This window comes from Lentilactobacillus diolivorans DSM 14421 (assembly GCF_001434255.1).
Lineage (GTDB): Bacteria > Bacillota > Bacilli > Lactobacillales > Lactobacillaceae > Lentilactobacillus > Lentilactobacillus diolivorans.
The window spans coordinates 1-13,893 of record NZ_AZEY01000066.1; the positions used below are offsets into that span (position 1 = coordinate 1).

The 13,893-nt window shown below is 42.3% G+C and carries 6 protein-coding genes and 1 pseudogene; 5 read left to right on the top strand and 2 right to left on the bottom strand.

Annotated features, from left to right (window positions below; translation table 11 throughout):
- From pgi to FC85_RS06075, 5 genes and pseudogenes are all read left to right on the top strand, one after another.
- Nucleotides 1-234: pseudogene (pgi, locus tag FC85_RS06055) on the top strand (glucose-6-phosphate isomerase); the annotation flags it as partial.
- A 384-nt stretch (nt 235-618) separates the two neighbouring features.
- Nucleotides 619-1,215 carry a TetR/AcrR family transcriptional regulator gene (locus tag FC85_RS06060; RefSeq protein WP_057864650.1) on the top strand — a complete coding sequence of 199 codons (597 nt, stop codon included), beginning with the start codon at nt 619-621 and terminating at the stop codon, nt 1,213-1,215.
- A 50-nt stretch (nt 1,216-1,265) separates the two neighbouring features.
- Nucleotides 1,266-2,495, top strand: a complete 1,230-nt coding sequence (locus FC85_RS06065) for an NADH:flavin oxidoreductase/NADH oxidase family protein (protein WP_057864651.1) — start codon at nt 1,266-1,268, stop codon at nt 2,493-2,495.
- 151 nt (nt 2,496-2,646) lie between these two features.
- Entirely contained in the window at nt 2,647-3,414 is a 768-nt protein-coding gene (locus tag FC85_RS06070; RefSeq protein ID WP_057864652.1) for an SDR family NAD(P)-dependent oxidoreductase, read from the top strand.
- 35 nt (nt 3,415-3,449) lie between these two features.
- Nucleotides 3,450-4,214 (top strand): SDR family NAD(P)-dependent oxidoreductase, encoded by a 765-nt coding sequence (locus tag FC85_RS06075; protein ID WP_057864653.1) that lies wholly within the window; start codon nt 3,450-3,452, stop codon nt 4,212-4,214.
- A 549-nt stretch (nt 4,215-4,763) separates the two neighbouring features.
- Here the strand turns inward: FC85_RS06075 and FC85_RS06080 are convergent.
- On the bottom strand, nt 4,764-9,512 hold the full coding sequence (locus FC85_RS06080) for a DUF5776 domain-containing protein (RefSeq protein ID WP_057864654.1): 4,749 nt from the start codon (nt 9,510-9,512) through the stop codon (nt 4,764-4,766).
- Nucleotides 9,466-13,782 carry a lectin-like domain-containing protein gene (locus FC85_RS06085; protein WP_147008599.1) on the bottom strand — a complete coding sequence of 1,439 codons (4,317 nt, stop codon included), beginning with the start codon at nt 13,780-13,782 and terminating at the stop codon, nt 9,466-9,468. Before FC85_RS06085 ends, FC85_RS06080 begins: the two co-directional genes overlap by 47 nt.
- Nucleotides 13,783-13,893 lie beyond the last annotated feature (111 nt).

Sequence of the window (13,893 nt, forward strand, 5' to 3'; positions counted from 1 at the left end):
GCCCATACCGATGGTAATGTGCCAAATATGAGCGTCCATATTCCGGATCAAACCCCCTATACCTTAGGTTACTTGATTTACTTCTTTGAGGTCGCCGTTGCGATTTCCGGTTACTTGAACGGGATTAATCCATTCAACCAACCAGGTGTTGAAGCTTACAAGCAGAACATGTTTGCTTTATTGGGCAAGCCGGGTTATGAAGATCTGGGAAATCAATTACGTAAAAAGCTATAATTAATAATGATTAGTCGCTGGAAACGGGGCTGGGACAAAAGTAATTTTGTCCCAGCCCCGTTTGTAATCACGATTATTACCGAGTGAAAATGTGCACCAAAAGGCAACTTCCTGCCGCGTAACCGCCTTTCGTCCCACTCTCTTTTCCTTTGCAATCACAATGAGTACGATGCAAATATGTAGGAAAAAATAAATTTCAAAATGTCATCAATTTTCTCCCTGCCTTTTTTCAAAATAAAGAATGACTACCCAGTAAAAAATATCATAAATATCAAACTCGTTGGCTCAAGCTTGGACCATGTATCCTGGTTGAATATTTGTTAACAATTCGGTATACTTGATTTATTGAATGAACATTCATTCAATAAATGGGAGGATGAATTTATGAAACCAGACGATAAGCGAACCAGGATCATTAATGCAGCAATTAAAATCTTTTCCTGCACCGGCTACGCAGCGAGCAATGTTCCCTCAATTGCTAAAGCTGCCAACGTCAGTGTTGGTACAATTTATCATTATTTGAAAAATAAGCAGGATATTTTAAATGTTGCCTTACAAACCACTCTTGCTAACGTTAATTCTGAACTCACAACAATTTTTCAAGATAACGAATCGATTGAAGGTTCTTATAACGCCTTGTTTGAAGCTAGTAGTCTGTTTATCAAGAATGAAACGATTACCGTCCATTTTCTATACGGCAACCTCTTCAATCCGGATTTAGACGAAACCAGCATTCAATCTCGCCAAGAAACAACTAAATTGCTTGTCGATTTTTTAAAAAAAGGCCAATCCAAAAAAGTCTTCATCGATAGTGGTCTTCATACACAGCTTTCGTTGCTAATTGGCAGCCTGTTCATGTTGAGCAATTTTTACTGGCTAAATGAAAATGTTCCCGGAGAAAGTGCTCCTACGATGAACGAAATTAATCATCTAAAGAATCAAATTTGGAATGGATTAACTGTTAGTCAAGCGTATTTTTAAAGAATTAAGTTTTAGATTATTTTTAAGTTACTACTAAAAGGAGAATTAACATGACACGATTAAATGTTGCCAAACCGCTTACCCTATCAAATGGGCAAATCATTAAAAACCGTTTTTTAAAAGCGTCCATGAGTGAAACGTTTGCCAAAAATGGGCATCCCAATCAACACCATATCAATTTATATCGAGCTTGGTCACATGGCGGGGCCGGCTTATTGTTTACCGGAAACGTGATGATCGATCATACCGCGCTTGGCGAACCGGGCAACGTTGTGGTTGAGGATGAACGCGACCTGCCTATCTTAAAAGAATGGGCCAAAGCCGGAACAGAAAATAATACGCAGTTTTGGATGCAGATTAATCATCCTGGTAAGCAGTCATACCGGTCATTATCAAAAGAACCCGTTGCGCCAAGTGCCATTCCATTTGAAGGAATCTACGCAACAGCGTTTGGAAAGCCGCGTGCATTAACCAAGCCTGAAATTAAAGAGTTGGTTAATAAATTTACTCAAACAGCCGTAATTGCTAAAAAAGCCGGTTTCACAGGTGTGGAAATTCATGCAGCTCACGGTTATCTTGTGGATCAATTTCTATCACCCAAAGATAACCAGCGCAAAGATGAATACGGTGGTTCGTTGGAGAACCGAATGCGCTTTTTGATTAAAATTTATGAATCGATTCGTGAAGCCGTTGGCAACGAATTTCCAATTGGCATGAAACTAAACTCAACAGATTTTGAACCCGGTGGATTTAGTGAAGACGATTCAATCAAAGTTGTGGAAAGAATGGCTGACCTGGGAATCAATTTGATTGAAATCTCGGGTGGAAATTATCTAAATCCAACCATGTCTGAAGGAACCCAAAAGGGATCAAACGATGCGTACTTCATTAATTACGCCCGCAAGCTCAAAAATTTAACATCGGTACCAATTGCCCTGACTGGCGGATTTCGAACGGTAGCAACCATGGAAGACGCTTTGGCAAATGAAGACACTGAATTAATCGGACTTGCTCGACCGATGGTATTACAGCCGGATATGCCCAATCAAATCATCGACGGCACATACAAAACCATCAAATTGCCGCGTTTAAAGACCCATCTCAAATTTTTGGACAAAACTGTCGGGCCGTTATCCGCCAACAGTTATTATGAACAGCAAATGGCTCAAATTGCCACTGGAAATGATCCCAAATACAATACTAATGCCTGGTCCCCATTTCTCAGACTCATCAGAATGCACGGCGTTGCGGGCTTAATGCCACGGCGGGTCAAGCACTAATTAATCGGATGGGCCACCATTAGCCGTTTAGTTAGGAATTGAATTAATCAAGCATTGTTTCAAATCCACTGGCTGAGTGAATTCACTCCCATACCAACTAATTCCTGAAGCAATGCAAAGATTTATGTCATTAATTTAGGAGGTTATGACTATGTCAGTTGCAATTATCACCGGGGCCTCAGCTGGTCTTGGAAAAGAATATGTTGATGCGGTTGTTGAACAATTTCCACAAATTCACGAGCTATGGATTATTTCCCGTCACGAGAATGCGCTTCAAAAAGTTGCGGATCAGTATCCTCAACGAGAATTCAAATTGATTCCATTAGATTTAAACGAAGATGCAGATTTGCAAAAATTTTCGGACACAATCAGCAAATTCAACCCCGATGTTAAACTATTAATCAATAATGCCGGCTATATTAACTCAGAAGCGTTTGCCAAACAGGATTACGATAAGCAACGTATGATGATTGGCGTCAACGTCATTGCCCCAACGTTGATTACAAAGATTGTTTTAAAGTACATGAAACCAAGCAGTTTGATTGTTAATGTTTGTTCCACGTCGGCATTTGCCCCTGTCCAAGGGCAGAGCATTTACAGTTCAACCAAGGCTTACGTTTATAGCTTGTCATTGAGTTTACACTGGGAATTAAAGAAGCTCGGCATCAAGCTGTTAGTGATGTGCCCCGGAAATATGAAAACGAATATGTACCAATACAATGCGTTAAATGCCACAAATAAGAGTACTCAGGCAATAGGTTACTTACCGTTTTTGGATTTGCATGTCATTACCCGAAAATCTTTGTCATTAGTCCAGAAGGGCCACATAGTTTATACACCGGGCCTCTTTTACAAGACTTATCGCGGAGTTACCAAAATGTTGCCTCATACCATCCTTAGCCGATTTCTAAAAGGCTGATCAATATTTTTATACCTGAAAGAAGGGGTTATGATATGCCCATTGCAGTAATTACAGGCGCTTCCGAAGGCCTTGGCCGGGAATATGTTGACGCTGTCGTTGAAAGATTTCCCAACATCGACGAAATTTGGATTATTTCTCGGCGAAAGGAAAAATTACAAGCAGTTGCCAATCAATATCCACAAAAGAAATTTAAAATTATTCCTTTGGATTTAAGTGATGATGAAGATCTGTTGAATTTCAGGACAGAAATTTCACATTTTAATCCTGATATTAAGTTACTCGTTAATGATGCCGGGTTCTTAAACAGCGGTGAATTTATTAATCAGGATTATTCTGCGCAACGGACAATGCTTGGTGTTAATGCCCTTGCGCCAACCCTAATGATAAACATTGTTTTAAAGTACATGAAGCCAGGCAGCCTAATTATCAACGTTTGCTCAATTTCTTCTTTTGCTCCCATCAAAAGACAGAGTATTTACAGTTCCACCAAAGCTTATATATACAGCCTTTCGCTTAGTCTGCACTGGGAACTTCGAAAAGAAGGTATTAAACTGTTGGTGATGTGTCCCGGTAACATGAAAACCGCCATGTACAATAACTCGGCACATCTGGCAAACGAGAAAAAGAATATTACAGATAAGCTGCCTTTCTTAGACATGCACGTCATTACCCGGATGTCTTTGGACTTGGTTCAAAAAGGCCACATTGTTTATACACCCGGTCTTTTTTATAAAACCTATCGATTGGTTGCCAAGGAAATTCCACACGCACTCCTGGCACGATTCCTTAAAGTTTAGGGATGAAAGTTGAAAAAAATAGTTTCGCTAGATTGTCGCTTTATTCTGACAATCTTAATAATCACCAAAATCAGTAATCAAACAGGTCTTGTAAGATTTGCATCCAATGGGTGCAGACCTTACAGGGCCTGTTTAAGTTATTGCCATACGTCTGGTTGATATTACTTAATGTAATGCCGGGTACTTAAAATAATCTGCTTGATCATGCTTGTCAACCGCCCTTGCAATCCGGCTTGTATGAAAAGGCGGTTCGATATGATAGCCGGTCCAAAAGTGGCAAACATCCTTTCCAATAAGATTCGCCGATTTTCTTCGGCACGTGAACAGGTTAAACTAGAATCAAGAATTTAAGCAAAAAACCGGGATCATGACAAAATTTTACTTTTGCCTTGATCCCGGTTTACTACATAGGGAAGGATAATTATCCTAATGATCGTCTAATACCTAAAACCATCAAATTAATTGGGGAGATTAATCATGATGGCCCAATGATGTCAAAACAAGTTTTCATCATGAGGAAAACGTGAAAACCAATCTAAACACATTTCATCATTTGGTTGTCCGAACTACTTTAACGTAGTTCGAGTTGGCGGTGATATAACCGCCAGTTACAGCATAACGTTTAGCGCCATAAGACTTGGTTGACGTCGCACGAGAATATGCCCAACCCTTAACAGATAACGTCTTACCTGCTTTAAGAGTCTTCTTGGCACCGGTCAGATTAGCGGTCCGATAAACCTTAACGGCTTTCTTGATCTTAACCCGGCTGACTTGCGCTTGAGTTCCTGCTTTAACGAGCTTCTTGTTAGCTGTAATGAATAATCCATTGGAAAGTTCATAACGAGTGGTAAGGTTATGTTTCTCAATTGCCTTAACTTTTAGAACCGTTCCCTGCTTGTAGTGCTTTGCTGAACCGGAAAGACCGGCATTCTTGTATGCGTTAATTCCATTAGGCGAAATAACAGTTACTTTCTTCGTTGAAGGGACGCTGGCATAGTATACAGGTGATACATAACTGCTTCGGGCCGTAATGTAGCCTGTCTTCCCATAGGTTGCACTACCGCGGTTGGCATCTCTTACTTTGTATCTCAAGGTACCCTTAGATGTCTTGGCAGTCCCGGTTACAACGAACATTGGTCGATTTACCCGAGGCTTGGTACCATAAGTTGCAACTCGTTCAGATTTCTTGAACGTTGGATTCTTGTACATGTAAATCTTCTTGGTTGCGTAAACAACAGTTCCCTTTGCGGCAGTCGTCTTAGCAGCTTTGGTATTTTGAGTCTTAGCATCTTGCAATAAGCTGTTAATCGTTGAAGTATCAGTTGCATTGGCGATTTGATCTTTAAGATCCTGCTTCTGTTGAGCAGTCAAGTTTGAAAGACCATCGATTGTCTTGTTTGCAGCAGTCTGGGCATCCTTCACATCTTGTGAAGTCTGGCCAGTGCTTGAACTTGAGGAACCAGTCGTTGAGCTGGAACTTGATGAACCTGTTGAACTAGAACTTGATGAAGTTGAACTGCTTGATGAACCACCAGTTGTGGCACCACCACCGGTAGTCCCGCCACCAGTTGTACCACCGCCGGTTGAACCGCCTTGACCTTCTTCTTGGTCTTTGGCTTCGGCAACATTCAAAATCGTTTGAATGGCATCAGTACTTGTTGCATTATTGATCTGGTTGGCGTAATCTTGCTTTTCATCAGCTTTCAAATTCTTGAGGCCATAAATTGATGAAATGACATCCGTTTTGGCTTTGGCAAGGTCAGCAGCTGCTTTTTGAGCAGACGTTGCGGCATCCAATGCCTTTTGAACACCGGCAGCATCCTTAGCATTGTCAACATCGGACTTAAATTGCGTCTTTTGATCAGCAGTTAAGTCAGTCATACCATCAATAGCATTTTTAGCGGCTGTTTGAGCAGCAGTCAATTTAGCGGCATCATTGGCATCTTTGTTAGCGGCATTAATGGCATCTTGTGCTTTAGCCTGACTAACAACTGAATCAATGGCATCCTTACTGGTTGCTGAATCGACAGCACTGAGGTAAGCAGCGGTTTGTGCAGTAGTTAAACTACTCAAGCCCTTAATTGTTGTCGCAGCTGCTGTCTTAGCAGCATCCAAACCAGCCCCGGCAGCATCGTTGGCAGCCTTGGCCTTAGCAACAACTGTATCAATAGCGGATTGACTAGTTGCACTGTTGACTGAGCTAATGTAACCAGCTTTGTCAGTTGCCGACAAATTGTTCAACCCATTGATCGTATCGATCGCAGCAGCCTTGGCAGCCGTCAAATCTGTCGTGGTTCCATTATTAGCATTCTTAGCGTCAGTTACAATATCATCAATTTGTTTTTGAGTAGTTGCAGCGTTAACTTTGCTGGTATAATCAGCTATTTGACTGGCAGATAAGTGGCTCAAACCTTTAATCGTGGCAATCGCAGCAGCCTTGGCAGCAGTTAAATCAGGTGTGACTGGCGTGTTGTTAGCCTTGGCAGCGGCATCCAATGCCGTTTGAACACCGGCAACCGTTGTGGCTTTGTCAACATCGGACTTGTATGTCGTCTTTTGATCAGCATTCAAGTTGCTCATGCTGTCGATGGCTGCCTTGGCAGCGGTCTTGGCATCAGCCAACTTGCTTGCGTCATTAACAGCGGCGTTAAGAGCATCTTGGGCTTTTGCTTGGTTAACAATGGTTGTAATACCATCTGTAGTGCTTGCGGCACCAACAGCTTTAACATAAGCAGCGGTTTCTGCGGCAGTTAAGTTCTTTAAACCGTTAATTGTATCAGTTGCGGCCTTCTTAGCAGCAGTCAAATCAGTTGTCACTGTACTCTTATTTGCAGCGGCTGCGGCATCCAATGCGGTTTGAACACCGGCAGCATCCTTAGCATTATCAACATCTGATTTAAATTGCTTCTTTTGATCACTACTCAAGTTAGTCATACCATCAATGGCTTTGTCAGCAGCATCTTTGGCATCTTGTAACTTACTGCTATCCTTGTTGGCAGCGTTAATCGCATCTTGTGCTGTCGCTTGGTTAACAATGGTTGTAATACCATCCTTACTGGTTGCAGCACCAACTGCTTTGAGATAAGCGGCGGTTTGATCTGAAGTTAAGTTCTTCAAACCGTTAATCGTATCAGTTGCGGCTTTCTTGGCAGCAGTCAGATCGGCTGGCTTGGCGTTATCATTTGCACTAATTGCATTCTTTAATACTGTTCCAACATCGGCTGGAGTTGTAGCTTTGGTAACTTCATCCTTCCAAGTTTGCTTTTGATCGGCGTTTAAGTTAGACAGCCCATCGATTGTTGCGTTGGCAATTGCTTTAATTTCTGCCAAAGCATTATCATTTGAACCATCTTTAATCTGATTAGCTGCATTTTGAGCCTGGGCAGCGTTAACAGCCTTTTGAACACCAGCTGCGGTTGAAGCAGCATCAACTTGTGATTCAAAATCACTCTTTTGAGAATCAGTCAAATCACTTAACCCATCAATCGTGTTCTTGGCAATTTGTTTAGCATATGCCAAAGCTTTCGAATCAGATTGGGCTTTGTTGAGAGCATCCTGGGCAAAGGCACTATTCAATGCGTCTTGAACAGAAGCAGCCGTCTTGGCATCCTGAACAAGCTGCTTGAAGGCATCCTTTTGAGCACCGGTTAAATTGCTCAATTGATCAATTGCTGATGAAGCAGCCGTCTTAGCAGCGGTTAAATCTGAGGCACTTGATGAATCTTTGGAAGCCTGGTTGATCGCATCCTGCGCCTTGGCTTGATTAATAATATCTTCAAGTTGAGAGGCACTGGTTGCAGCATCAACAGCATTGTTAAAGGCGTCCTTTTGAGATTGACTCAAGTTAACCAAACTATTGATTGCTGATGTCGCAGCTGTCTTGGCATTGGCTAATGCCTGGGCATCCGAAGTATCACTCTTGGACTTGTTAATCTGGTCTTGAGCTTTGGCTTCATTCAAGATGCTTTCAATAGTGGAAGCGTCCTTGGCTGCGTCAATGGCTTTCTTGTAATCGGACTTCTGTTGATCGGTCAAGTTGTTCATACTGTCAATCGATGTCTTAGCAGCCGTCTTGGCATCACTAAGTGCCGTCGTGCTTGACGTGTCACTCTTGGATTGATTAATTTGATCCTGAGCCTTGGCCTGGTCGAGAATCTGTTGAATTTCTTCAGCAGTCTTGGCATTGCTTAATTCTTTATCAAAGGCATCTTTTTCACTTTGAGTTAAGTGACTCAAACTGTCAATGGCGTCCTTGGTATCACTCTTAGCTTGATCCAAAGCCGATGAACTTGATGAATCATTCTTCGACTTGTTAATTGAGCTTTGAGCAGTGGCATCCTTAATAATTTGATCGATTTCGTCCTGAGTTGTCGCGTTCTTGATCTTGTTGATGTACTCGGTCCGTTGTTCATCAGTCAAATCGGTTAAGTTGGTAATCGTCTTTGTAGCGGTTGTCTTGGAGTTGGTAATGTTTGTTTGATTCTCATCATTCGTCTTTGTTGCATTATCAACAGCCTTTTGAATATCGGAAGCACTTGAAGCATCATCAATTTGTTTCTTAATATCGTCCTTTTCCTGTTGTGTCAAGCTATTAAGTTCATCAATCAACTTTTTGGCTTGATCTTTGGCATCCTGCAGAGAAGATGACGTCTTATCATTAATTGCTTTGTTAATTAAATCTTGTGTTTTGGCTTGATCGAGAAGTTGTTGAACCTCGGAAGTAGAGGTAGCACTATCAATCTTGCTCTTGAGATCCGACTTCTGTTGATCCGTTAAATTGGTCATGCTGTCAACGGCTTGTTTAGCAGCTGTTTTGGCATTGTTCAATGATGTCTGGGTATCATCGGAAGTCGATTTATTAATGGCATCTTGGGCTTTAGCCTGGTCAACAATACTTTGGATGGTCGACGCATCCGTTGCACTGTCGATTGCCTTCTTAAAGGCATCTTGTTGATCCTTGGTCAAATTGGTTAATTCGTCAATTAACTTCGATGACTCGGACTTGGCATCAGCTAACTTGCTTGCATCATTCTTAGCTTTGTTAATCGTATTCTGCGTGATTGCTTGATTTAAGACATTTTGAACATCAGAGGCAGTCTTGGCATTATCAACAGCTTTTTCATAAGCGGACTTTTGAGCGTCTGTTAAGTCGGTCATTGCATCAATCGCTGACTTTGCAGAAGACTTAGCGTCACTCAATGCAGAGCTGCTTGAAGAATCCTTTGATGCCTTATTAATATCATTTTGAGCTTTAGCCTGACCTGACAGCATCTTGAATATCAGAAACGTTCTTGGCACTATCAATGGCCTTTTCATAAGCTGACTTTTGGGCATCGGTTAAATCACTCAAGCCATCAACAAATTGTTTAGCCGAGTCCTTGGCATTTTGAAGTGCTTGGGCCGAACTGGTCTGGCTGTTGGCTTTATTGATATCATTTTGAGCAGTTGCCTGATTCAAAACATTTTGCACATCGCTGGCATTTGAAGCACTGTCAACCGCTTTCTTGAAGGCATCCTTTTGAGATTGACTCAAATCGGTCATCGAGTCAATGGCTGTCTTGGCAGCGGTTTTGGCATCATTCAAAGCAGATGTCGATGTGTCGGTCTTTGCCTTTTCAATGGCATCTTGGGCAGTTGCACTATTCACAATTTGAGCGATCTGATCAGTTGATGTGGCTGCATTAACCTTATTCTTGAAATCAGTTCTTTGACTACCAGACAAGTTGGTTAAAGCATCGATCTTCTTAGTTGCGTCGGTTTTGGCAGTACTCAATGCATTTTGATTGGTTTCATTCTGCTTTCGGGCATCCGTCAAAACTGAATTAATATCATCAACCGTTTGAGCACTATCAACTTTACTATCGAAGGTCGATTTCTGATCTGCTGTCAAGGAAGTCATACTATCAATGGCTGCTTTGGCTGCGGTTTTGGCATTGGCAAGTTCCGTCTGGTCCTTTTCAGCCTTCGCAAGCGCATTGGTAGCTTCGGCATCCTTCAAAGCTGCATTGATTTCATCGGTCGTCGTTGCCGCATCAATCTTTGCATTAGCCGCCGACTTTTGATCCGAAGTTAAATCACTTAAATTATTAACTGTTTGTTTAGCAGCATCCTTAGCAGCCTGCAAAGCGGCAGCTGTCTTATCAGAAGCGGCTTTATTTAAAGCATCCTGAGTTTTGGCATTATCCAAAGCTGTTTGAACATCATTAACTGTCTTGGCAGCGTCAATTGCTTTTTCAGCAGCTGTCTTTTGTGCATCGGTCAAGTTCTGCATGCTATCAACAGCCGACTTGGCAGCATCCTTGGCAGTTTGTAATGCCTTGGCAGTTGCGTTGGTATTAGCTTCATTGATCGCATTTTGTGCTTTGGCTTGATCCAGAGCAGCCTGAACACCGGCAGCATCAGTGGCACTCTTAACAGCATCTTCATAGGAAGTCTTTTGATCCGCTGTTAAGCTTGTCAAGCCATCAATTGCCTTGGTTGCGGCATCTTTTGCCGCCTGCAAAGCGCTCTTATCATTAGCAGCCTTATTGATGGCATCCTGTGCCTGGGCATTAGCCAGTGCCTGATTGATTTCATCAGTAGTGGTTGCCGCATTAATGTCATCGGTTGCCTGTTTCTTTTGAGTTGTTGACAAATCGGTCAATTTATCAAGCTCGGCAAGCGCCGTCTTCTTAGCCGCTGCGAGAGTCGATGCACTTTCATTATCTTTTGCTACAGCAGCATCGATGATCTTTTGAATGCCATCACCTGTTGTTTGCTGATCAACCTGTTTCTCGTAATCCGTCTTTTGACTGTCAGTCAAGTGGGTCAAGTTGTCAATCACTTTCTTGGCTGAAGCCTTTGCAGTTGCTAATGCCTGGGCATCGGCAGCATCCTGATTGGCCTTGGCAATATCATTAGCAGCCTGGGCTTTATCCAAAATTGTTTGAATCTCGGATGCGCTCGTAGCTGCGGTTACCGCTTTGGTGTAACTATCCTTTTGATCGGAAGTCAGGTAAGGCAGTTTGCTGATCGTATCCTTGGCAGCTGTCTTGGCCTTATCCAAATTGGAAGCACTTGGGTTCTTGTTTTGTGCGTTTAAAGCAGCTTGAGCTTCGGCAGCACTGATAACGGCATTGATTTCATCCAAGCTGGTCGAATTGTCAACCTTCTTGTCAAAATCTGCTTTTTCAGACGTCGATAAATCACTTAGAGCATCAATAATCTTCTTTGCAGAAGCCTTTTGATCTGAAAGTTCACCTGCAGCGGCACTATCAGCATCCTTTGCCTTACTGATAATACCCGGCAGATCACTTGCCTTGGTTACTGCATCGATTTGATTGTCATAATCTTGCTTTTGAGCGGCACTCAAATGTTGCAACGCCGCAATGGCAGCCTTGGCAGCTGCCTTGGCGTTTGCCAAAGCCTGAGCTGACGAGTCTGCGTTTGCTTTATTAATTGCATCTTGAGCCTGTGCTTGTGACAAAGCCGTAACAACCCCGGCTGCATCAGTCGCTTTGTCAACCGCATCTTTAAATGTTGTCTTTTCTGCGTCACTTAAGTTTGGTAATTTGTCAATGGCAGTTTCAGCAGCTGTCTTGGCAGCTTGAAGTGAGCTGGCTGATTGATCCTTGGCAGCTTTGTTCACAGCATCTTGAGCTTGTGCATTTGAAACAGCACTGTCAATTTCAGCTTGAGTCGTTGCTGCACTAACTTGTGATAAGAAGTCGGCTTTTTCAGTGCTGGTTAGGTCGGCTAAAGCATTGATTGTGCTGTTAGCCTTGGTCTTAGCATCGGCAAGTGCTGCTTTGGCTTTATCATTGGCAGCGATGGCAGCATTCAAAGCATCTTGAACACCGGTACCATCAGTTGCGGCGTTAATCTGGCTCTTAAATGTCGTCTTTTCTGTAGTCGACAAGTACGGCAAACTATCAACGGCACTCTCCGCACTGGCTTTGGCGGCATCAAGCGCTGCCTGATCATCTTTATCCTTATTGGCTTTTTCAATCGCATTTTGAGCCGTAGCCTGATCAACAATATTTTGAATTGTCGGAATATCAGTTGCCTTGTTAACGGCATCAGTATAAGCAGATTGCTGGGTTGATGATAAATAAGTCAACCCGCCAATAGCTGTGTTAGCGGCATCTTTAGCAGCTTGTAGTGAATTATCAGCAGCGGCTTTGTTCAAATCGTTTTGAGCCTGGGCTGCTTTTACAACCGCATTGATTTCATCGGTGGTCGTTGCAGCCGTAACCTGATTATCAAACGTTGTCTGTTGAGCGGTTGTTAAGTATTTCAGGTTTCCAATCGTTGTCTTAGCAGCTGTCCTGGCATCATCCAATTTATGATTGTTGGTATTGTCCAGGGTAACAGCATCGTCGTAGGCACTCTTAACACCATCGACACTGGTTGCAGCATCAACCGCGTCATCGGTTGCCTTCTTTTCGGTATCCGACAAATAGGTTAATCCACTGATTTGAGTTTTGGCGTATTCCTTTGCTTTATCAACTGACTGGAAGTTGTATTCCTGAAGATCAACGCCAAAGTTGTTAACGTTGTCAGCACCGGTTGTACCAGTAAATGATAGATACAAGCCATTCTGTTTATCAGTCCCACTTAAAGTTCGCGTCCATATGGTCGTATTCGTTGCACCAGTATTTTTATATAATGCTTGTGGACCGAGTAACTTCAAAAGATTGGCGCCATAATTATTATCAGCAACCGTAATCGTTAATTGGCTCTGTGAGGCATTGTAGTTAATCACAAACGGATGAGCTTTACCATCCATTAGGTCTGGATTCATTGAAACAACTTGGGCACTTGGATCCTTAGATGAGGCATCCAGTGGATTCAAATCGTTGTCAATCCGGGCGTTTGAATTCAAAGTCCCGTTATCATCAGTTGTCCGCCATGAAACAACGCCTTGAGGATTTCCGGATATGATAGGTAATGTTTGATTTTGGAAATCACCATACATCGCATCACTATTGTAGTGTTCATCAAAAACCAAGCCGAACGCATTCTCCAAGCCGTCCATTCCAAGCAAACCACTTGTTGAAGAACCGGCTTTTAAATCGGTACGGGGATCTGTTCGGCTAAAGAGAATGTTAAACGCATCCCCACCATCAGTCGAGTTAGAACCAAGATACAAATTGCCATGAAAAGTAAAGTCACGGCTGAAGTCCAATCGATACTTCGATGTTGAATAACCAATTGAACTCTTTTGACCGGTTGTCAGTATCGAATAACCATTACCATTCGGTTGAGTCACTTGCGATGAAGTTGACCATTGACCGTTAATCGCAATTTGATTGACAAAGTTTTGACTAACATTTGAATTACTAATGAACGAAGAACCATTTTGAGCAGTTGCAACCTTATCCCAATCGATATTATCAGTTACATCGTTGGTGGCAGCAAAAGCTGAAATTTGATTCAACGAATTATTGGATCCGGGAAGATTAACAGCAGCAAATGATGTTGTTGCAACCGCCCCAGAAAGTAACAGAGCTAACGCAAATTTTCGCGCGGTTGCGTTTGAACGCAACTTATTGCGCTTATTGCGCTTGTTCTTTATTTTCTTTGACATTCGTTTTTCCCCCAATTTAAATTTTTGTTCCGAAAAAATCTTAAATTTAACCAATTAACCTATTCCAAAAAGTAAATCCTATCAAAATCAGATTCTCCTAAATATTTCATA

Coding starts and splice junctions, on each gene's coding strand:
- FC85_RS06075 (WP_057864653.1), top strand. CDS start 3,450: ATGCCCATTGCAGTAATTACAGGCGCTTCCGAAGGCCTTGGCCGGGAA.
- FC85_RS06085 (WP_147008599.1), bottom strand. CDS start 13,782: ATGTCAAAGAAAATAAAGAACAAGCGCAATAAGCGCAATAAGTTGCGT.
- FC85_RS06070 (WP_057864652.1), top strand. CDS start 2,647: ATGTCAGTTGCAATTATCACCGGGGCCTCAGCTGGTCTTGGAAAAGAA.
- FC85_RS06060 (WP_057864650.1), top strand. CDS start 619: ATGAAACCAGACGATAAGCGAACCAGGATCATTAATGCAGCAATTAAA.
- FC85_RS06065 (WP_057864651.1), top strand. CDS start 1,266: ATGACACGATTAAATGTTGCCAAACCGCTTACCCTATCAAATGGGCAA.